This window comes from Nocardia mangyaensis, assembly GCF_001886715.1.
Taxonomy (GTDB): Bacteria; Actinomycetota; Actinomycetes; order Mycobacteriales; family Mycobacteriaceae; genus Nocardia; species Nocardia mangyaensis.
Genome location: NZ_CP018082.1, coordinates 3,707,174 through 3,728,221 on the forward strand (window position 1 = coordinate 3,707,174; position 21,048 = coordinate 3,728,221).

The window sequence follows — 21,048 nt, forward strand, 5'->3', positions numbered from 1 at the left end:
CCGATCCCGCTCATCGACGCGCCCGTGTGCCCCCCAGCTCAGCTGGCGTGGACCGGCTCGGCGTCTGTGGCTTCGGTTGTCGCGGGCGTCGTCGGCCACCAGACCCGGTCGCCCAGCAAGGCGAACAGCGCCGGAACGACCAGGGTCCGCACCACGAAAGTATCGAGCAGGATGCCGATACCGACAACGATGCCCAGCTGGGTGAGCGTGATCAGGGGTAGCACGCCGAGCACGCAGAACACCGCGGCGAGCACCACACCGGCGCTGGTGATGACCGCCCCGGTCGAGGCGACCGCGCGCACCATTCCCCGGGTGGTGCCATAGGTGTCGGCCTCCTCGCGCGCCCTGGTCACCAGGAAGATCGTGTAGTCCACCCCCAGCGCGACCAGGAACAGGAATCCGAACAATGGCACGTTGGTGTCCAGCGCCGGGAAGCCGAAGACCGTGCCGCTGATCCAGCTGCCCGCACCGAGGGCTGCGAGCGCGCTGAGCACGGTCACACCGACGAGCAGCACCGCCGCCGGAACGGCCCGCAACAGGGCCAGCAGGACCAGGAGCACGACCACCAGGATCAGCGGGATCACCAGGGCCTGGTCGCGGCGGGCGGCATCGCGGATGTCGAGCGCCTCGGCATCGGAACCACCGACCAGCGCCTCCGCGCCGGGCACCGCGCCGAGCGCCGCCCTGATCGCTTCGATGATGGTGAAGGCCTGCGCCGAGCCCGGTTCCGCGTCCAGCACGACCGACCACCGGGTGGTGCCGTCGAAGGCTCCGGTCACGGTCGCACGCGAAACACCTTGCACACCATCGAGTTCCTGCTGCACGGTGGTGTCGGCCTCGGTACGCGCGATCACCACGGCCGGGTCCGAGGAACCGGACGGGAAATGCTGGGCCATGGTCGCGAGCCCGTCCACCGATTCGGCTTGGACCCGGAACTGTTCGGTGCGCGAGAGCCCGATATCGGTGGTCGCGAGCCCGGTCGCCAGCAGCACCAGGATCACCGACGCGCTACCGGCGACCACGGCGGGGCGTCGGACCACGCGGGTGGCCACGGCGGACCACACGCCGTGGGCGGCGGTGTCGCGGCCGTCCGCCTGCGGCACGAACGGCCAGAAGACCCGTCGTCCGCACAGCGCCAGCGCGGGCGGCAGCGCCGCGAGCACGAAGATCAGCGCGACCACGAGCCCCGCGGCGGCGAACGCGCCGAGACTGCGAGTGTTGGGCAGCAGGGCGAGCAGCAGCGTCAGCAGCGCGAGAACGACGGTGACATTGCTGGCGACGATGGCCGGTGCGGCATGGCGCACCGCCGCGCGCAAGGCCACTCGATGGTCGGGGTGCCGATGCAGTTCGTCGCGGTAGCGCGACACCAGCAGCAGGGCGTAGTTGGTTCCGGCGCCGAAGACCAGGACGCTGGTGATACCTGAGGTCGAACCGTCGAAGGCGAGCCCGGTGAGCTGGGCGAGCGCGGTGTCGACACTGATGGCCACGCGGTCGGCCAGGCCGACGATCGACAAGGGGACCAGCCACAGGATCGGTGAGCGGTAGGTGACGATCAGCAGCACCATCACCACGAGCGCGGTGACGAGCAGCAGCAGGGTGTTCGCCCCGGAGAACGAGTCGGCGATATCGGCGCCGAAGGCCGGACCGCCGGTGACCTGCACGCGCAGCGGCTCGGGCAGGTCGGTGGTCAAGGCGACCCGTAGCTCGGCGATCCGGTCGGTGAGCGCGAAACCGTTCAGTTCGGCGGGCACCGGGATCTGCGCGAGAGCGGCACGATTGTCGGGCGCGGGGATGAGGCGGGGTCCGTCGGTCGCCGACACACCCGCTCGGGTCAGCGCGGTGTCCAGTGCGGCGAGGTCCGCTGGGGTCAACACGCCGTTGTCGGTGCGGGTGGCGACCATGATCGCGGTGGCGGTCCCCGCGTCCGGGAATCGCGCGGCCGCCTCGGCGGCCAGCGCCGATTCCGCCGACGACGGTAGCGAATTCGGAGCCTGCCCCGCGCTGTCGTTGCCGCCCGCCAGCGCCATCACGGCCACCGCGGCCGCGAGGACGGCCAGCAGCACGGCCCACGATCGCCGACCGGTGACCAATCCGGCGAATCGGTCCCATCCCATCCCATCGTTCACTCGCACGCCGAAACTATTTCAGAAACTTAACTACTTGGCAATGCCCGCGCCCGTCAGCCGCTAAGCTCGCAGCCGGACAGTGAGAGGAGACCGCGCGTGGGCGAGGACACCGCGAACACCGATCCGGATGCCGACCGGACGGGGCTCGAAACCGAGATCGCTCGGGATCTGCGTGCACTGACCGCCATCTCCGAACAGATCGGCCATGTCTTCGCGCGGTCGAACAGCTTGCGCCCGAACGACTTCCGCGCTCTGATGCACGTAGCGACCGCAGACGCCGAGGGCGCGCCGGTGACGGCGGGCCAGCTGAGCAAACTCATGGGGGTCTCCGCGCCCGCGGTGACCTACCTGCTCGAGCGGATGATCGAGTCCGGCCATCTGGAGCGGGTACCCGATGCCACGGACCGGCGACGCGTCCATCTCGGCTACACCGAGCACGGCATGTCCGTCGCGGCCGGATTCTTCGGTCCACTCAGTGCTCGCACCCGGGCGGCGCTGGGCGAGCTGCCCGACAGCGATCTGGCCGCTGCCCATCGCGTGCTCGTCGGCGTCACCGCCGCGTTGCGCGAGTTCTACGCCGAACTACCGGAATCCGGCCAGGCCGCGGACTAGACATCGGCGGCGGTCGATCGGCTACACCAGGCGCAGGCTGGCGATCATCGTCATGGCGTCGGCGGCCGTCAGTTCCCCGGTGGCATTCCGGTCGGCCAGGATCGTCAGGGCCAGCACTTGGCCCGCGGCGTTGCGGAAGGCGAAGGTGTAGACCGAGTAGGCGTCGGCGGTACAGCCGCCGACCCTGGGCGTCCACGCGCCAGAGGTCTCGACGAATTGCCCGGTCAGGCCGCTCTCGGTGGTCAGTGACGTGGGCGCGGTGAGCTTGCCGCCGGTGGGGTCGGAGTAGCCGGATTCCGCGGACATCGTGGCCACCGCGGTCGCGGCGGCGGCCGGGTCGGATTCGGTGCTGGTGCCGACTCCCGCCAGCGCCCGATACGCGGAGCCGGGGCAGAAGGCGGCGCCCTCGAAGGTCTTGCCGCGCCCGGAGAAGGTCCCGGAGCGGCCGACCAGGGAAACACTGGAGTATTCGGAGTCGATTGTCCACGTGCTCGGCACGTCGTAGGCGACCCGATACTGGGGAATGAGCACACCCTGCGCACCCGGCGAGAGGGGCGCGGTCGACGTGCCGGTCAACGGCCCGGTCGGGGTCACCGAGGTGGTCGAGGAGGCAGCGGTCGAACCGTCCTCGAACGCACCGACCGCGTAGGCGAGGGCGACCGCACCGCCGATGACCACGACCGCGACCAGCGCCACCACCGCGAGGATCGGTCCCGAACCACCGCTGCGGCGTGGTGGGCCCGGATACGCCTGCGGAGCGTAGCCGTACGGCTGCTGGGCGTAGCCGGGCTGCTGGTACGGCTGCTGCCCGGCGTACTGGGGCGGGTAGTGCTGTTGCGGATGGCCATATGGCTGCGAGATCGCGGGCTGCGAGTACTGCCCCGAACCAGGCGGCGCGACATTTCCCTGGGGTGCCGCGAACTGTCCACCGGCGAGGAGCGTCGGATCGGCCACCGGCGCAGTGCCGTACGGCTGTGCGACGGCGGGCTGAGAGTAGGGCTCTGAGCCCGGTGTGGTCGCACCAGTCCGGCCCGGCGCGGCAGGCCGCGGACTTCCGCTCGATCCGCCCGCCAGCATCGTCGGGTCCGCCACGGGTGGTTGTTGCCCCGCGTTCGGCTCCGACATTCCTGGCGCCTCCCACCACCGATCGCTGTCGTTCGCCACGTCCCCGTCCTTCCTCGCCACCTGTCGCCGCGACCGTCCGTCGGGTCGTATCGCGTCAGGTTCCCTGACAGGGTAATGGCGGACCGCGCTCGGGGACACGCGAGATCCGGCCGCGGCGGCCATCCGGCGCGACTACCGCCCATTCGGGGTCGAGAGTCGCTGTACCGGACCGGCGATCGATCCGGTACAGCGATCGGCACCGCGGGCGGCGCGGATTCGGTGGCCGCCTCGGCGGTGGGCGCATCCGTGCCCTGCGGGTCCATGCCGGGGCCGATGTCAACCCTCGTCCTCGCCGCCGGTCGTGATCCGATCGGCAGTCGCGCTGGTGGCGGCGCCGAGATCGTTCAGCTCCTGCTTGGTCAGCCGGGTATCCGGGCAGCTGACGACCGCGGCCACCACCGCGCCGCCGCGATCCCGGATCGGCGCGGCGAGGGTGACCACCGCGTTCTCGGCGCCCAGTTCGTCGGGCAGGTAGTCGATGGTGATCAGGTCGGTGATGACCGACCCGAGTTGTGCGCGCAATGCGGCGGTGATCGGCGAATCGCGCAGGCCCGCGAGCGCTTCCAGCATCGGGGTCGAGTCGTCGACGAGGCGTTCCACCGAGTAGCCGCGGGCGCGGATCTCGGTGAGGACGCCGGTGAGCCGGTCGCGGTGGGCGGGATCCGCGGTGGCGAGCCAGGCGGTACGCGCGGATTCCGGTGCCCAGGCGATGAATTCGCGGCAGACCGGCGGCGCCAGCGGGAGTCTGCGCCCCTGCCGGATCCAGCCCGCCGACGGGTTCCCGACGACCTCGGTAACCACGATGTTCTCCCCGTCGCGTTCGGCGAGGAACACCGGCACGCCGACCTGCTCGGACAGCGTGCGCAGATGCGGCAGGGCGGTGCGGCGCAGGGGGAACGCCGCCTCGGCGCGGCGCGTGACCGTGAGCAGACGCAGGCCGATGCCATAGCAGCCGTCATCGTCGCGCACCGTCCAGCCATCGGCGGTGAGCTGGGCCAGCACGGCATGCGCGGTGGCGCGCGAGAGACCCGCTTCGCGGACGATGCGCGCCAGCGAGAGTCGTTCGGTCGCGTACCGGGACAGCAGTTCGAGTACCCGCACCACCCGGTGCGTCGGCGGCGACAGGGCGCCGGATCCCTCGCCCGCACGCGCCGGATCCGGAATCGCCTCTTGACCGGCATCCACAGCCGGGCCTATCGTCGGTGTCACAATATCGAACACTAGCGTCGAATATTCGACACCGCAACTCGTCGGCGGATTTCCGCCCGACGACAGCGCAGGGAACGAAGTGGGTGAATAGTGCAGGCGGGGTACGAATTGACGCACCTGGCGGCCCTCGAGGCCGAGTCGGTGCACATCTTCCGAGAGGTGGCCGCCACCTTCGAACGGCCGGTGCTGCTGTTCTCCGGCGGCAAGGATTCAGCGGTGCTGTTGCACCTGGCGCGACGGGCGTTCTGGCCCGCACCACTGCCGTTTCCGCTGTTGCACGTGGACACCGGACACAATTTCGACGAGGTGCTCGAGTTCCGAGATCGCACCGCCGAGCGCACCGGAGCCAGGCTGCTCGTCGCGCGGGTGCAGGACGACATCGACGCCGGTCGCGCGGTCGAACGCGTCGGCGGCACGCGCAATCCGCTGCAGACCACGACATTGCTGCGCGCGATCGGTGAGCACCGCTTCGACGCGGTGTTCGGCGGTGCGCGCCGCGACGAGGAGAAGGCGCGGGCCAAGGAGCGGGTGTTCAGCTTCCGCAACCGATTCGGCGAGTGGGATCCGCGGGCACAGCGACCCGAGGTGTGGAACCTCTACAACGGGCGCCATCAGGCAGGCGAGCACATTCGGGTGTTCCCGCTGTCGAACTGGACCGAGCTCGACATCTGGGAGTACATCGACCGGGAGGCCGTGGACCTGCCCACGCTGTACTACGCGCATCGACGCACCGTCGTCGAACGGGACGGCATGCTGCTGTCGGCGACCCGATTCGTCACCCCCTCCCCCAGCGAGCGGACCTTCGAGGCGACCGTCCGATTCCGCACGGTCGGCGACGCCACCTGCACCGGGTGCGTGGAAAGCGCCGCCGACACCCCGGCGAAAGTGATCGCCGAGACCGCGGCGACCCGCCTCACCGAGCGCGGCGCCACCCGCGCCGACGACCGGATCTCCGAAACCGGTATGGAAGACCGCAAGCGAGAGGGCTATTTCTGATGCGCCGCAATCTGTTGCGCCTGGCGACCGCGGGCAGCGTCGACGACGGCAAGTCGACGCTCATCGGCCGACTGCTCTACGACTCCAAGTCGCTGTTCGACGACCAGTTGGCCGCCATCGAACGGGTGAGTACCGAACGCGGCAGTGCCGGTGCGGATCTCGCGCTGGTGACCGACGGGCTGCGCGCCGAACGCGAGCAGGGCATCACCATCGATGTCGCCTACCGCTATGTCACGACACCGCGCCGCAAGTTCGTCATCGCCGACACCCCCGGACATGTGCAGTACACCCGCAATATGGTCACCGGGGCGTCCACCGCCGATCTGGCGCTGATCCTCGTCGACGCACGCACCGGCGTCTGCGAACAGACGCGCCGGCACGCCTTCCTGGCGACGCTGCTCGGGGTACCGCACCTGGTGGTGTGCGTGAACAAGATGGACCTGGTGGACTGGTCGCAGGAGCGGTTCGAGGAGATCCGCGACGAATTCGCCACCTTCGCCGCCAAATTGACGGTCGGGGACCTGAGTTTCGTGCCCGTCTCGGCGCTGCTCGGCGACAATGTCGTCGACGGGTCCGAGCACATGGACTGGTATCCGGGGCCGCCGCTGCTGCGCCAGCTCGAAGACGTCCACATCGCCTCGGACCGCAATCTCATCGACGCTCGGCTGCCCATCCAGTACGTCATCCGGGCGCAGCAGGGACTCGATCATCGCAGCTACGCGGGCACCATCGCGGGCGGCATCTTCAAACCCGGCGACGAAGTGGTGGTGCTGCCCGCCGGGATCACCTCCCGTGTTCGCGAGATCTGGGGGCCCGGTGGCAGCAAGGTGGACGAGGCGTTCACCGGGATGGCGATCTCGCTGACCCTCGACGACGACATCGACATCGGCCGCGGCGACCTGCTGGCCCGGCCCGGCAACCGGCCGCAACTCGGCACCGATCTGGACGCCATGGTGTGCTGGTTCGCCGAGGACGCGCAGTTGCGCGAAGGCGCGCAATACCTGGTGCGCACCGCCGCGCAGACCGCACCCGCGGAAGTCACCGCCATCGACTACCGGCTCGATGTGAACACCCTGCACCGCGTCGAGGACGTGGAGACGTTGACGCTCAACGACATCGCGCGCATCCATCTGCGCAGCCGGCACCCGCTGCTCTCCGACCCGTACCGGGAGAATCGGCGCACGGGCAGCTTCATCCTGATCGATCCGGTGACCGATCAGACGGTCGCCGCGGGGATGATCACCGGCCGCGACACCGGCGCCGGGCACATCGAGCACGCCGAGGAATCGCTCTCACCGCGGCCCGTTGTCTGGCATCGTTCGGCGGTGAGTCGTGCCGATCGCACGCACGAGGGCAGCACCGTCTGGCTGACCGGTCTGTCCGGGTCGGGCAAGTCCACGATCGCGGTCGAGTTGGAGCGTCAGCTCGTCGCCGCCGGCCGGCCCGCCTATCTGCTCGACGGTGACAATCTGCGCCACGGTCTCAACGCGGGCCTCGGCTTCTCCCCTGCCGACCGCGACGAGAACGTCCGCCGGGTCGCCGAGGTCGCCGCTTTGTTCGCCGATTCGGGTGCGGTCGCCATCGTTTCGGTGATCAGCCCCTACACCGCCCAGCGCACCCGCGCCCGGACGACGCACGCCGATCGGGAGCTGCCGTTCCACGAGATCTTCGTCGATACCCCGCTGGCCGAATGCGAGCGCCGCGACGCCAAGGGCCTCTACGCGAAGGCCCGCGCTGGTGAGCTGCCCGGCTTCACCGGCATCGGCTCGCCCTACGAGCGACCCGAGCAGGCCGACCTCGTCATCACCCCTGATCTCGGCTCTCCCGCCGAGATCGCCGCCCACATCCTCCGAGAGCTAGGGATCGCAGACCGTTGACACATTCCAGTACCGCCACCGAAGCCGGTAGCACCGCCCCACCGGGACCGCTCACCGCGCCGTTCCTCGCCGCCGTCGCCGAAGCCGAGAAGCTCATCGCCGGGGCGGAATTCGTCCGCGACGAGCAAGACCTCGCCGAGGGCTACGACTACCTCGCGGCGAGCGCCGCCGCCTGCCTGCGACTCTCGGGCGCGCACGGCACCAGTCATCCGTACTTCATCTCCTCGACCGGTCCCTACGCCAAGATGGGCCTGGACAATCCGGATACGCTCTACTACCACGCGAATATCGAACCCGGGGCCGAGTACGTGGTCAGCGGGGTGCGCGGCAGCACGGTCGACCTGAGTTTCCAGGTGCTCAAAGGTGACTACACCGCGACCGACGTGCCCGGCGGCGAGGACGCCTTCGACGACCGGCGGATTCCGATCGACGCCGACGGGAGCTTCGCGATCCGGTTCGGACCGGCGAAACCCGATGCCGGGCCCGGCTATTTCGCGCTGGGTGAGGGCGCGTCGATGCTCGCGGTGCGGGAGGTCTACAGCGACTGGGCCGAAAGCAAGGGTTCGATCCGAATCGAGCGGGTCGACACCATCGGCACCGCGCCCGTCGAACCCGATCTGGCGCGGCTGCGCAAGCGGTACAGGGCGGCCGGGAAGATGCTGATTACACGGGTGCACACCTGGTTCAACTTCCCCCAGTGGTTCTATCTGGATCTGCCGGTGAACACGCTCACCGCGCCTCGGCTCACCCCGGGTGGGCTGAGTACCCAGTATTCCTCGGTCGGACATTTCGATCTCGCCGACGATCAGGCGCTGATCATCACCGTGCCGAAGTCGGACGCGCCGTATCAGGGATTCCAGCTGGGCAGTCTCTGGTACATCTCACTGGACTACGTCAACCATCAGACCAGCCTCAATCACGCGCAGGCGCAGGTGGACCCGGACGGCTTGATCCGGATGGTGGTCTGCAAGCGCAACCCGGGAATCGCGAACTGGATCGAGACCACCGGCCGCACCCGCGGCATCCTGCAATTCCGGTGGCAGCGCACCGATCGGCCGATGACCGAGGCCGATGGCCCCACCGTCGCGGTGGCGGGGATCGACCAAGTCGCCCAGCACCTTCCGCACTTCGAGAACAACCGGATCGCCGCCGCGGGCTGGCGCGATCGGATCGCGGCCCGGCAGCGGGCCTTCGCAGAGAGGATGCTCGGATGAGCGGGGCACTGTTGGACGGGAAAGTCGTCGTCGTTTCCGGGGTCGGCCCCGGGCTCGGCCGGTCGATCTGTCTGGAGGCCGCCGCCGCGGGTGCCACGGTCGTGCTGGCGGCGCGGACCGAAGCGCGCCTGCTGGAGGTAGCCGCCGAGATCGAGGCCGCGGGTGGCGCGACGCTGAGCGTGCCGACCGACATCACCGACGAGGCGGCGGTGGCGAATCTGGTGACGCGGACCGTCGACGCGTTCGGGCGGGTCGACGCGCTGGTGAACAACGCGTTCTCGACGCCGTCGATGAAGCCGCTCGAGCGCACCGATTTCGACCACATCCGGTCGAGCCTGGACATGACGGTGCTGGGGGGACTGCGCATGACGCAGGCGTTCACTCCCGCGCTCGCCGAGGCCAAGGGCGCGGTGGTAATGATCAATTCGATGGTCGTGCGCCATTCCGAACCACGTTATGGCAGTTACAAACTCGCCAAGGCGGCGCTGCTGGCCATGTCGCAGACGCTGGCCACCGAGCTGGGCGGCAAGGGCGTGCGGGTCAACAGCGTGCTGCCCGGCTACATCTGGACCGACCAGCTGAAGTGGTACTTCGGCGAGATCGCCGGCAAGTACGGCATCACCGCCGAGCAGGTCTACGACCAGACCGCCGCCAAGTCCGATCTCGCGCGCCTGCCCGAACCCGCCGAAGTGGCCCGCGCCGTGGTGTTCCTCGCCTCGGACTGGGCCAGCGCGATCACCGGCCAGACCCTCGACGTCAACTGCGGCGAATACCACAACTGAGCTAGGAGATCCCCCGCATGACCGTGCGCACCGATGTCGGCACCGTCGCCGACCTGCACGCTTCGGCCACCAAACTCACCGGCTTCACCGATTTCGGCTCCGACGACTACACCGAGGCGCTGCAGGTGCTGCTCGACTCGTATCGTGACGAGGCCGGACTCACCGAACTCGGCAGCAAGATGTCGCGATTCTTCCTGCGCGGCAGTCTGATCGCGCGCGCCTCGAGCGAAGCCGCGTGGAAGGCGAATCCCGAGTACGCCGAAACTCCGATCGACCGGCCGATTTTCGTCACCGGACTCCCCCGCACCGGCACCACCGCCCTGCACCGTCTGCTGGCCGCCGATCCTGCCAACCAAGGGCTCGAGATGTGGCTGACGGATTTCCCGCAGCCGCGGCCGCCGCGTGACACCTGGGCGGACAATCCCGCCTATCAGCAGATCGACGCGGGTCTGCGTCAGCACCAGGTGCGGAACCCGGAATTCATGGGCCTGCACTACATGAGTGCGTCCGACGTCGAGGAATGCTGGCAGCTCCTGCGGCAGTCGCTCACCTCGCACTCCTACGAGTGCCTGGCCCACGTGCCGAGCTACGCGCAGTGGCTGTCGACGCAGGACTGGACGCCGGCCTACGCACGTCACCGAAAGAACCTGCAGCTCATCGGGATGAACGACACGCGGCGCTGGGTTTTGAAGAACCCCAGCCATCTGTTCTGTCTCGACGCGCTGCTCGCGGTGTACCCGGACGCGGTCGTCATCCAGACCCACCGCGACCCCGCCACCATCATCCCCTCGGTCTGCAGTCTCAACGAACACGCCACCCGCGGGTGGTCGACAGTCTTCACCGGCGAAACCATCGGCCGTACCCAGCTCGAGCTGTGGTCCCGGGGCTTGCGCGAATTCACCGCCGCCCGCGCCCGCCACCCCGAGGCCACCTTCCTCGACATCGACTTCGACGACCTGCGCACCGACCCGTTCGCTGTCGTCGAAGGCATCTACCGCGCGATCGGCGCGGACCTGAGCGAGCAGGCACGCACCGCCATCACCGCCCTCGACAACGAAAGTCGCACCGGCGCGCGCAAACCCACCCACCACTACTCCCTCGCCGACTACGGACTCACCGAAGAGCTCGTCGCCGAACATTTCGCGCGCTGACACACATCACCGGCCACGGCGGGCGCCCTCCGCGCGCGCCGTGGCCGCTTGCGTACACCTCCCTCGACGGTTGCCGGTCGACGTGCGTGTCGTGTCCAGCCGTGCCGACTACCAGGTGACCGGTAGCCGACGTACGCCGGAGATGCCCACGCGGTCCGGGCGCATGGTGATCTCGTCCGTTGGAACGGCGAGTCGCAGCGTCGGGAATCGCACCAGCAGAGCAGGCAGGGCGGTTCGTAGTTCGAGGCGGGCGAGGTGGTGTCCGAGGCAGTGGTGGATGCCGTGTCCGAAGCTCAGATGCCCGGTGATGTGTCTGTCCGGGTCGAAGGTGTGGGGGTCGGTGAACGCGGCGGGGTCGTGGTTGGCGGCGTGGAGGGACAGGGCCACTGATTCACCCGCCGCGATCGTGTGGCCGGCCAGTTCGACGTCTTCGCGGGCGGAACGGGTGAGGGTGTTGACCGTGGTCAGGTATCGCATCAGCTCTTCGATGGTCCGGTCGGCGCGGCTGGGGTCGGCGCGGAGGGCGGCCAGGTGTTCGGGGTGGCGCAGGAGTGTGAGGGTCGCGAGGGCGAGGGTGTTGGCGGCGGTCTCGAAGCCGCCGATCAGCAGGAGCACGCCGATTCCAGTGAGTTCGCTACTCGCGAGATCGGTGCTGGTCAGCTCACTGAGCAGATCGTCGGTCGGGGCGGACCGCTTGGCGGCGACTAGGTCACGCACGTATTCCTGGGTTTCCTCGAGCACGGCGATGCCGTGTTCGAGGGGCGAGTCAGGGTCGTTCAGGTCGGTGACGAGGGCGGTCACCAGGCGCTGGAAACGATCGCGGTCGGTTTCGGGGACGCCGAGCAGTTCGCAGATCGTCAGGGCGGGGATCGGTTGGGCGAAGGAGGTCACCAGGTCGAGCGGTCCGCCGCGTCGCTCCATGGCGTCGAGGTGCTCGGTGCTGATCTGGGCTACACGCTCGGTGAGCGGTCCCATCCGGTGGGCGGTGAACTTGCCGGACAACAGCTTTCGGTATCGAGTGTGCTTCGGTGCGTCCAGGTGGAGGAAGCTGCCGGGCGATGCTGGGGGCAGTGGGCCCAGGTCTGCCAGCGGCGAGTGCAGGAGTTCGGTGCGCGCACTGAAGCGCGGATCGGACAGGATCGCGCGAACAGTGCCATGGCCGGTCGCCAGCCACCCGTGATGTCCATCGGGGAATGCTCTGCGCGACAGATCGTTTGGCCGGCATTGGCGGGTCGGGTCGAGCGGGGAACCAACGCCTGCGGGATGGTCGGTCGGCAAGGAGAATGCGGTTGTCAGCGGTTCGGTCATCGGATCCCCTTTGACGCCAGGTTTCAGGATGCGCCGAACGCTAGGCCGCATTCAGGGATCATTTCAACGCGCTATCAGTCATTGATCAACATCTCAGCAGGTTGACGCGATTTCACCAGTGCAATGACCTTGCCGTCGAACGCAAAAGTACTGCGCCGCCATGCAATGAGGTGTCGCTGAACGCATACTGGCGACCGTCCGATGCCCGCGAAGGGAGCACCACACCGATGCCAGGAGGCAGACTCACCCTGCACGAGCGGGAGTGCATCGCAGCGGGACTCGCCGACGGCCTCGGCTACACCGAGATCGGGCGCCAGCTCGAACGACCCGCTTCGACGGTCAGCCGAGAAGTGACCCGCAACGGCGGCCCGAGCCGCTACCGCGCCGACCGCGCCCATCGGGCCACCACGGCGCGAGCTCGACGGAGTAGAGCGACCGCACAGCCGCCCGTCCCGGCCACTGTCCCCGACGAGGCGGTGCGTGATTTCGCGGCGCATTTCACCGACCTGTTCGTCTACGACGGCATGCCACGGATGCAGGCCAGAGTCCTGACCTGTCTGCACCTCACCGACTCCGGCAGCCTCACCGCTGCCGAACTCGCCCGCCACCTCGACGTGAGCCCAGCGTCGATCTCCACCGCCGTCAACGCCTTGGAAACACGGGATCTCCTTCGCCGCGAACGGGATTCACGCCGCCGCGACCACTACTACATCGACGGCGACACCTGGTACCGCACCACCCTGAACCTGGCCCGCGCCGCCGAAGAACGCGTCAAGGCCGCCCGTCACGGCGCCGAGCTCCTCGGCGCCACCACCCCCGCAGGCGCCCGGATGCACGAGATCGGCCGCTACCTCGACTACCTCGGCCAACAGATGGTTTTGGTGGTCGAACGCTGGCACCGCCCCGGACCGACGCCGCCGGACCCGATCGATCCGCATCGCCGACCCGGTGGGCGACCGAAAGTCACTTGATACATCAAATTCTGAAATCTAGATCAAATCAGGGCGCAGACCGAAGAACTCGCTTCGAGATTCGGCATGCAGGCTCCGCCGGTGGAGCTGGGCGAGGGTTGGAACTGGTGCGTCGACGGAGGCCCTCGCCTGAGTCACCTCGCCGGACGAGCGCAGTCGGAATCGGGAACGCGGTGCGGTCGGGGTCTTCGTCAAGCTCGTGCTACCCAGCAAGGCTCGGCGCACGCGGCGGCTCGGGGACCACCCTTCGCCCGAGGTTGGGTGACCGACTCTTCCAAAGGTCGAGCGCCAGAGGATGACCTAGGCGTTCTCGATCGCAGAACCCAGCGCGTTGGTGTGCCATCGGCCATCGGGATAGGTGATGTAGAGCGGGCCCAGATTGCATGGATTGAGACAGCCGGTCGGGGTGACCAGAGCCTTCGGGTTGTCCTGGCGGAGGGTGCGGTGCAGTTCGGCCGCACCATAGACGGTGCATCGCGGGCCGCGACAGACCAAGATGTGTTCGGTGTGCTCGGGAATCCGGGACCAGGCCGGGCTGCGGAAGGCGCGGGGGCTGGCGGTGACCGGCTTGCCGTCTTCGTTCATCAGAGCGCGAACAATGTCGTCGAAACCCGTTGCGGTGTCGATTCCTTCGGTGACACGCACGTCGAGGTCGCGACCGCGTGTCTCCTTCCAATTGGCGACCGCGCGGGCGATCCAGGTCTCCAGGTAGCGGTCGCGGGGAACGGCCAGCGGGATCAGGGTGACCGGGAGGTCGGCGGCGACGGCGGAGTCGAGGGTGTCGTGGATGGTCGGTTCGCCCTGGTCGAGGAGCGCGTAGCCGATTCCGCAGGCCTCGGCGAGTGCGCCGACGGCGGTGAGGTCGACACCGGACGGGGTGGGTCGGGCGACGAGGACGTAGCGGCGGGTCATGCGGTGCGCACCGTTCGGCCGGCCGGAACCACCAGGGGCGTTCCGGTCATCGGGTCGTCGATCACCGTGCACTCCACGCCGAAGACCTCGGCGACCAGGTCGGGTCGCACGATTTCGGCGGGGGTGCCCTGAGCAACCACGCGGCCGTCCTTCATGGCGACCAGGTGATCGGCGTAGCGCGCCGCCAGGTTCAGGTCGTGCAGCACGGCGATGATGGTGCGCGGCCGCAGGTTTCGCAGGACATCGAGGATGTCGAGTTGGTGGGCGAGGTCGAGGAAGGTGGTCGGTTCGTCCAGGAGCATCACCTCCGGTTCCTGAGCGATCGCGAGGGCGAGCCACACCCGCTGCTTCTGTCCACCCGAGAGCTGGTCGAGGGTGCGGTCGATGAGGTCGAGGGTGTCGGTGGCTGTCAATGCGGCACTGACAGCCTTCTCGTCCTGGGCCGACCACTGTTGGAACCAGCGCTGGTGGGGATGTCTGCCGCGGGCGACGAGTTCGCCCACGGTGATGCCGTCGGGTGCGATGGGCTGTTGGGGCAACATGCCGAGTCGGCGCGCCACGGTGCGCGCCGAACGGGGCGCGATGTCGGTGCCGTCGAGCAGCACCGCGCCCGCGCTCGGCGGGATCAGCCGGGCGAGGCCGCGCAGCAGCGTCGATTTGCCGCAGCCGTTGCGACCGACGATGACGGTGATCTGGCCGACGGGGAAGTCGATGGTGGCGTCGGTGACGATCGCCGTGTCGCCATAGGCGAGTGCGAGTCCCTCGGTGGTGAGATGTGCGGTCATCCAGCGTGTCCGATTCGAGTTGCGCGAGCGAGGAGGTAGACGAGGACGGGCGCGCCGAGCAGCGCGGTCACCACGCCGACCGGCAGTTCCGCCGGGAAGAGCCGGCGCGCGGCCAGGTCGGCGGAGACGACCAGGAGTGCGCCCGCGGCTGCGGCCGGGGCGAGTCCGGCGCCGCGTTCGGCGAGCAACCGCCGCACGATCTGCGGCGCCACCAGCGCTACGAAGGCGATGGGTCCGGCCGCGGCGGTGGCCAGGGCAGCGGCCGTCGCGGCGATGACGATCAGCGTGATGCGATGCGGACCGCGCCTGCCCGACAGCGAATTCGCCAGCTCGTCGCCCAGTTCGAGCAGCGGCAGCGAGCGCGCGAACACGATCAGCGGCGCAGCGACGATGCCCAGCGCCGCGAGGCCGAACCCGACGTGCGTCCAGTCGCGATTGGCGAGACTACCGGTGAGCCACAGGGCTGCCGTATGCGCCTGGTAGACATTGGCTCTGGTCAGGATGAACGCGATGGCCGAGGTCAACATTGCCGTCACCCCGATGCCGACGAGAACGAGCCGGTAGCCGTCCAGACCGTCCTTGGTCGCCACCAGAAGGATCAGCGCCATGGCGGCGAACGCGCCGGCCAGCGCACCGCCGACGAGCCCGAGGCCGGAGCCGCCGAGCAGCACGCTCACCACCAGGGCGCCCAGCGAAGCACCCGCGTTGATGCCGATGATCTCCGGGCTGACCAGGGGATTCGTGGCGATCCGCTGCAGGATCGCCCCGGAGATGGCGAAGGCGGCGCCGGTGCACAGCCCGGTGAGCACGCGGGGCAACCGATCGCTGACGACCACGTCGTATTCGATGAGCGTGCCGCCACCCGCGAGGACCCGCAGCACGTCCGCGGCCGTGAGCGGATAGTGGCCGACGGTGAGCGACCAGGCCGCCACGGCCGATGCCGCCGCCGTGAGCAGCACCGTGAGCAGCAGGGATCGCCGCTGGGCCCGGATGACGACGCGGCGCCCGGGCGTTCGCAGCAGCAGCGTGCCGCTGGGCAGCACGCCACGTTCGGCGAGGGTCACAGCGTCGCCACCTTCCGATTGCGCACGAGATAGAGCAAGAACGGCGATCCGGCGAACGCGGTGATGATGCCGACCTGGATCTCCTGGGGCTGCGCGAGGACGCGGCCGAGGATGTCGGCGAGCAACAGCAGGGTGGGCCCGAGGATCGCCGACCAGACGAGCACCCCCCGATAGTCGTGCCCGGCGAAGGCGCGCGCGATGTGCGGAACCACCAGTCCGACGAACGCGACCGGCCCGGCGATCGCCACGGCCGACCCGGCGAGCAGCACGACACCGGCCGCGCCGGTGGCCCGCACCGCGACCAGGCGGGTGCCGAGTGTGCGGGCGAGATCGTCCCCGATGGCGATCGCGTTCAACGGTCGTGCCACCGCGACGGCCAGGACCGCACCGACGGCGACGAACGGGGCGACCCGCCACACGGATTCGACATCGGCCCTGGTCAGCGATCCGACCACCCAGAACCGGAAATTGTCGAACGTGGTCCGATCCAGCAGGGTGATCGCGGTGGTGATCGATCCGCACAGTGCGGTGAACGCGGCACCGGCCAGGGCCAGCTTCACCGGCGTCGCGCCCCCGAATCCCAACGACCCGAGCACGTAGACGAACGCGGCCGCGACCGCCGCACCGAGGAAGGCGAACCAGATGAACCCGGTCGGCGCGGTCAGGCCGAGCACGCCCATGGCGAGCACGATGGCCAACGAGGCGCCGGCGTTGATGCCGAGCAGGCCGGGCCCGGCGAGTGGATTGCGGGTCAGCCCCTGCATCACGGTGCCCGCCAGCGCGAGTGCGACACCCGCGAGCAGTCCCGCGATCGTTCTCGGCAGCCTGATGTAGCGCACGATCCGGTCGCTGTCGGTGCCGCGGAAGTCGGTGAACGCCGCGATCGCCTGATCGAGGGTGAGCGGGTGCGAGCCGATCAGGATCGAGGCGACACAGGCACCGGCGAGCGCGGCACCGGCGACGATCAGGCCGGTGCCGCGAACGGCGCGGGTCACCGATCGAACAGATCGGGGTGAATCAGCTCGGCGACCAGCTCGGTCGCGTGCGCGATCCGCACACCGGCGGCCCGGTCCGCGAACAGGAAGGGGTGGACCACGCCGTTGCGCACGGCGGTCAGATTCGCGAAGGCCGGGTTGCCGACGATCTTGTCGACCTGCGGCTGCCCGTCGGCGCGGGTGTAGGTGGCCTTGCAGCAAGCGCTGGTGAGGATGATGTCGGGATCGCGGGCGATGAGTTCCTCGGCACCGATCTGCACATTGCGGCGCTCGGTGAGATCGGCGAAGGCGTTCACGCCGCCGGCGGCCTCGATGATCTGGGTGATGAAGTCGATGCCACCGGCCGCGGTGTAGGAACCGTCGTCCTTGGGCGTCACGACAGCGACCCGGGGGCGCGGCGCGTTCGCCACGGTCGCGCTGACCGCGGCGATGCGGTCGCTGAGCTCAGCGACCACTTCGTCGGCACGTTCGGAGACGGCCCACAGCGCGCCGAGGTCACGCAGGTCCGCGTAGACATTCTCGAAGCGCACGGTCGAGGGGTCGATCGCCTCGTCGGCGAGTCCGTCCGCGCTGGGGCACAGCGGGCTCACGACCCAGGTCCGGACACCGAGATCGTGCAGGCTCGCGCGGGTGCCGACGCTGTTCTGCGCCGACCGGGCGAATACTCCGTTGAATCCCGACAGCACGAAATCCGGGTTCTGGGCGAGCAGTTCGTCGCGACTCGGCAGCTTCTCGACGTAGGCGGACTTCGCCTGCGCGGCCTCGTACTCGGGCAGCACCGTGGAGTCGAGGTACGCGGTCCCCACGAGCCGGTCGGTGACGCCGAGGGCGTGCGCGATCTCGATCGAGGGCTGGTAGGCGGCGTAGATGCGCTGCGGGGGTGCGTCGACGGTGATGTCGATCCCGCAGTTGGCGCGGGTCACGGCGTCTGCGCCGGTGGCTGCGGGGCTGGGCTGCACACCGCACCCGGTGACGACGATCGCGCAGGCGATCAGCGCGCTGGTACGCAGGCGCGCGAAAACAGAGGGGGTCAAGTGACGGCCTTCCAGGTCCTCGTGGAATGGGTACTACGGGGCCGTGGCCGGTCTCCTGGCTGACGGGATGGTCACGCGACGGATCCACCTTCCCAGGGCACCTGTGCCCCAGTGGCTCCGGCCGACATCTTCTCGGCCGGATCGATCCGTCGCTCCCGATCACAGTGGCGAGGGCCGCACCGGTTTCACACCGATTTCCCGAACACCACGGCTCGACGACTGTACCAAGATCACAACTGGACAGTCGTCTTCCCCCGGGGCATCGCCCGATCAGCGAGGGTCGGGGCAGCGGCCGGAATAGCTGCTGAGCCCGAGGCCGTTGCTCTTCTTGCTGCGGCCCACGGGTCCGTTCTTGGCGGAGCGGACCCAGTTGCCCGCCGTGTCGAGGACCGGCATGCGCTCACTGAAGGCCCGGCTGTACTGCACGGTGCCGTCGACGGTGAGGATGCCCTCGCGGACATCGATATGGGCGACGGTGGCCCAGAAGGAGTTCTTGCCGTTGCCGATCACGACGGTGATCTGGTCGGCATCGGGACCGGGCAGGCCGTCGGGGCCGGGGCGGCCGTAGCGGACGCGGACGCGAGGGTTGCCGAACTTGTCGATGGCGCCCGCGCCGTTGTCGACGGACTGGTAGACGTTGAGCAGCAGGTCGCCGTTCTCGGTGGGGCGCACGATCACCTGCTCGGTGGCGGGCAGGTTGTTGGCGCCGGGGCCGCGGCTGTCGCCCTGGTGGTGCATGAACGGCCAGGTGTTCAGGTCGCCCTGGTGGCCCTTCTCACCGCTGATCACGACGTAGTCGCCGGTGATCTCGTTGCGGCAGAAGAAGTACACGTCGAGGTCACCGGTGCCGAACTGGGTGACGCGGCCGTGCTGGTCGTACTTCGCACCGCGACCGTCCCATTCGAGGCCGACGGTGAGGACGTAGCCGGGGTCGCCCTTGCGCAGGTCGATGCTGGCGCGGCGGCTCGGCGAATCCTTGGTGAGGACGACATCGACCTTGCGGAGGTCGATCGCGGGCGCCGACGCAGGCGGAACCTGATGTGGCGCCGCGGCGTGCGCTTGCTGCTGCGCGCCGTACCGGGGCGGCTGACCGGGGTGTTGCGGCGCACCGACAGGCTGCGGTGGCACGGGGTGTTGCGGCGCAGCAGGTTGCGGTGACGGCGCGGTGGCCTCGGCGGGTTCCTCCTCGACGGAGATCCCGTGCTCGGTCGCGAAAGCGGCGAGCCCCGCGCTGTACCCCTGTCCGACCGCGTCGAGACGCCACCCGCTCCCCCGGCGGTACAGCGCCACGGCCTGCAGCACCGTCTCGGTGTCCAGGCCCGGCGGCACGAAGGTCAACGACTGGCTCGCACCGGCGATCGAGATCCGCAACCCGGTGACCTCACCGAACCGAATGCCCTGCGCCTCGGTGCTACCCGCGATCACGACCCGATGAATGTCGGCCGGCAACGCCGAAAGATCCACCGAGACAACAGCATCGGATTCCATCTGCACGCCGGGCGCCGAGGGATTGTTGAAGAACACGAAATCGGCGTCCGAGCGGACCTTGCCGTCCGCGGTCACCAGCACCGCGGAGACGTCCACCGCCCCCGCCGGAGCGGCGAGGTCGAGCCGCACCGTGTACCGACCATCGACCAGATCGGTCTTCGACCCCTTGGCCACCTCGCCGACGGTTGCCGCTGTCTGGCTCATGACGTGCTCCTACCCCATCCGTCCGCCGACCGTCGCGCCCGAGGATGGACACCGGGGCGACTCCGCTCCTACCGTACCCGGCGTGACGCGACGCCACGCCGCGTCACGCATCCGGCGCGCGATGTCCGCGCGCTTGTCCCGATGGCCAGCGGGGCTCGCTCGCCGGTTGGCCATGATCACAGCGTCGACGCGCAGCGGTAGCGGTGCAGCCCGGTGTGTCGTTCACTGGGTGGCATGGACGTCCGTGCGCTGATCGACCGCAAGCTGGGTCGCCGGGTCTCGGTGATCGTCCCGGCGCACGACGACGAGGACACCGTCGCCGGGGTGGTCGCCTCGGTCCGGCCGCTGCTCGGCGAGCTCGTCGACGAACTGCTCGTGCTGGACGCGGGCTCCACCGACCGCACCGTCGCCCGGGCGCGGGCGGCCGGGGCGTCCGTGTTCACCAGCCAGGAGGCTTTGCCCGAGATCACCCCGCGGCCAGGGAAGGGCGAGGTGCTGTGGCGATCACTGGCGGTGTGTACCGGTGACGTGCTGGTCTTCCTCGACGCCGACCTGGTCGAGCCCAGTCCGCTGTTCGTGCCCGCGCTGCTCGAGCCATTGTTCGACGATCCCGAGATCGCCTTGGTCAAGGGCTACTACCGGCGACCGATGACCAGTGGGTCCGTCGTCGACGCCGACGGCGGCGGCCGGATCACCCAACTCGTGGCGCGTCCCCTGCTCACCGCGCTCGCACCCGCGCTGGCCGAGATCGTGCAGCCCCTGGGCGGCGAATACGCCGCCACCCGCACGCTGCTCGGGGAAATCTCCTTCGCCAGCGGCTACGGCGCCGAGATCGGCATCCTGCTCGACTGCTGGCAACGGCACGGCCTCTCGGCCATCGCCCAGGTCGATCTCGGAGTCCGGGTCCACCGCAACCGGCCGACCCACGAACTCGCGGTGATGAGCAGGCAGGTGGTGGCCACCCTGCTCGACCGACTCGGCATCCGCGACTCCGGGATCGGTCTCGTCCAGTTCTTGCCCGGCGAAACCGGCTGGCAGCGAACACCTTCGGAAGTGAGCCTCGCCGACCGGCCGCCCATGGCACAGGTGATCGCGGCCCGGCGCGAAAGCGCTTGACACACGAGAGGCGCTGACCCGGCGTCGTGCCGGTGCAGCG

The 21,048-nt window shown here is 69.2% G+C and carries 18 protein-coding genes and 1 riboswitch; of the genes, 8 read left to right on the forward strand and 10 right to left on the reverse strand.

Annotated elements, in window-relative coordinates; translation table 11 throughout:
* Positions 1-38 precede the first annotated feature (38 nt).
* Positions 39-2,114: an MMPL family transporter gene (locus BOX37_RS16730; protein WP_084759745.1), complete on the reverse strand. Its 2,076-nt coding sequence runs from the start codon at positions 2,112-2,114 to the stop codon at positions 39-41.
* A gap of 108 nt (positions 2,115-2,222) precedes the next feature.
* Between BOX37_RS16730 and BOX37_RS16735 the strand changes: the two genes are divergently transcribed.
* The gene (locus BOX37_RS16735; protein ID WP_071928468.1) at positions 2,223-2,738 is read left to right on the forward strand and encodes a MarR family winged helix-turn-helix transcriptional regulator; all 516 of its coding nucleotides are present in this window, start codon (positions 2,223-2,225) and stop codon (positions 2,736-2,738) included.
* Positions 2,739-2,759: 21 nt separating this feature from the next.
* Here the strand turns inward: BOX37_RS16735 and BOX37_RS16740 are convergent, their stop codons facing one another.
* Together BOX37_RS16740 and BOX37_RS16745 are read right to left on the reverse strand one after the other, a co-directional pair.
* A complete protein-coding gene (locus BOX37_RS16740; protein WP_071928469.1) occupies positions 2,760-3,692 on the reverse strand; it encodes a DUF8017 domain-containing protein in 933 nt (310 codons plus the stop codon).
* Between the two features lie 486 nt (positions 3,693-4,178).
* Positions 4,179-5,111 carry an IclR family transcriptional regulator gene (locus tag BOX37_RS16745; RefSeq protein WP_071928470.1) on the reverse strand — a complete coding sequence of 311 codons (933 nt, stop codon included), beginning with the start codon at positions 5,109-5,111 and terminating at the stop codon, positions 4,179-4,181.
* 90 nt (positions 5,112-5,201) lie between these two features.
* On the opposite strand from BOX37_RS16745, the gene cysD reads away from it, so the two are divergent.
* From cysD to BOX37_RS16770, 5 genes are read left to right on the forward strand one after another with little or no spacing between them, the layout of a single operon-like run.
* Entirely contained in the window at positions 5,202-6,107 is a 906-nt protein-coding gene (gene cysD / locus BOX37_RS16750) for a sulfate adenylyltransferase subunit CysD (RefSeq protein WP_084759746.1), read from the forward strand.
* Positions 6,107-7,984 carry an adenylyl-sulfate kinase gene (gene cysC / locus BOX37_RS16755; RefSeq protein ID WP_071928472.1) on the forward strand — a complete coding sequence of 626 codons (1,878 nt, stop codon included), beginning with the start codon at positions 6,107-6,109 and terminating at the stop codon, positions 7,982-7,984. Before cysD ends, cysC begins: the two co-directional genes overlap by 1 nt.
* Positions 7,981-9,198 (forward strand): hypothetical protein, encoded by a 1,218-nt coding sequence (locus tag BOX37_RS16760; RefSeq protein WP_071928473.1) that lies wholly within the window; start codon positions 7,981-7,983, stop codon positions 9,196-9,198. Before cysC ends, BOX37_RS16760 begins: the two co-directional genes overlap by 4 nt.
* Positions 9,195-9,980 (forward strand): SDR family oxidoreductase, encoded by a 786-nt coding sequence (locus BOX37_RS16765; RefSeq protein ID WP_071928474.1) that lies wholly within the window; start codon positions 9,195-9,197, stop codon positions 9,978-9,980. Before BOX37_RS16760 ends, BOX37_RS16765 begins: the two co-directional genes overlap by 4 nt.
* 17 nt (positions 9,981-9,997) lie before the next feature.
* Positions 9,998-11,131, forward strand: a complete 1,134-nt coding sequence (locus BOX37_RS16770; protein WP_071928475.1) for a sulfotransferase family protein — start codon at positions 9,998-10,000, stop codon at positions 11,129-11,131.
* A 108-nt stretch (positions 11,132-11,239) separates the two neighbouring features.
* Here the strand turns inward: BOX37_RS16770 and BOX37_RS16775 are convergent, their stop codons facing one another.
* Entirely contained in the window at positions 11,240-12,439 is a 1,200-nt protein-coding gene (locus tag BOX37_RS16775) for a cytochrome P450 (protein ID WP_071928476.1), read from the reverse strand.
* A 227-nt stretch (positions 12,440-12,666) separates the two neighbouring features.
* On the opposite strand from BOX37_RS16775, the gene BOX37_RS16780 reads away from it, so the two are divergent.
* Positions 12,667-13,410 carry a GbsR/MarR family transcriptional regulator gene (locus BOX37_RS16780; RefSeq protein ID WP_071931583.1) on the forward strand — a complete coding sequence of 248 codons (744 nt, stop codon included), beginning with the start codon at positions 12,667-12,669 and terminating at the stop codon, positions 13,408-13,410.
* A gap of 300 nt (positions 13,411-13,710) precedes the next feature.
* Here BOX37_RS16780 and BOX37_RS16785 read toward each other — a convergent pair whose 3' ends face one another.
* The 6 genes from BOX37_RS16785 to BOX37_RS16810 form a co-directional block, all read right to left on the reverse strand.
* The gene (locus BOX37_RS16785) at positions 13,711-14,322 is read right to left on the reverse strand and encodes a (2Fe-2S) ferredoxin domain-containing protein (protein WP_071928477.1); all 612 of its coding nucleotides are present in this window, start codon (positions 14,320-14,322) and stop codon (positions 13,711-13,713) included.
* Positions 14,319-15,107 (reverse strand): ABC transporter ATP-binding protein, encoded by a 789-nt coding sequence (locus tag BOX37_RS16790; RefSeq protein ID WP_071928478.1) that lies wholly within the window; start codon positions 15,105-15,107, stop codon positions 14,319-14,321. The genes BOX37_RS16785 and BOX37_RS16790 overlap by 4 nt, the downstream gene beginning before the upstream one ends.
* Positions 15,104-16,171 (reverse strand): FecCD family ABC transporter permease, encoded by a 1,068-nt coding sequence (locus BOX37_RS16795; protein ID WP_156910433.1) that lies wholly within the window; start codon positions 16,169-16,171, stop codon positions 15,104-15,106. The genes BOX37_RS16790 and BOX37_RS16795 overlap by 4 nt, the downstream gene beginning before the upstream one ends.
* Complete coding sequence (locus tag BOX37_RS16800; protein WP_084759748.1) at positions 16,168-17,166, reverse strand: FecCD family ABC transporter permease; 999 nt, start codon at positions 17,164-17,166, stop codon at positions 16,168-16,170. Before BOX37_RS16800 ends, BOX37_RS16795 begins: the two co-directional genes overlap by 4 nt.
* Positions 17,163-18,200: an ABC transporter substrate-binding protein gene (locus tag BOX37_RS16805; RefSeq protein ID WP_071928479.1), complete on the reverse strand. Its 1,038-nt coding sequence runs from the start codon at positions 18,198-18,200 to the stop codon at positions 17,163-17,165. Before BOX37_RS16805 ends, BOX37_RS16800 begins: the two co-directional genes overlap by 4 nt.
* A 28-nt stretch (positions 18,201-18,228) precedes the next feature.
* A riboswitch (cobalamin riboswitch) is annotated at positions 18,229-18,425 on the reverse strand.
* A 45-nt stretch (positions 18,426-18,470) separates the two neighbouring features.
* Positions 18,471-19,892 (reverse strand): TerD family protein, encoded by a 1,422-nt coding sequence (locus tag BOX37_RS16810; protein ID WP_071928480.1) that lies wholly within the window; start codon positions 19,890-19,892, stop codon positions 18,471-18,473.
* A 234-nt stretch (positions 19,893-20,126) separates the two neighbouring features.
* Between BOX37_RS16810 and BOX37_RS16815 the strand changes: the two genes are divergently transcribed.
* Positions 20,127-21,008: a glucosyl-3-phosphoglycerate synthase gene (locus tag BOX37_RS16815; RefSeq protein WP_071928481.1), complete on the forward strand. Its 882-nt coding sequence runs from the start codon at positions 20,127-20,129 to the stop codon at positions 21,006-21,008.
* The last annotated feature ends 40 nt before the right edge of the window (positions 21,009-21,048 follow it).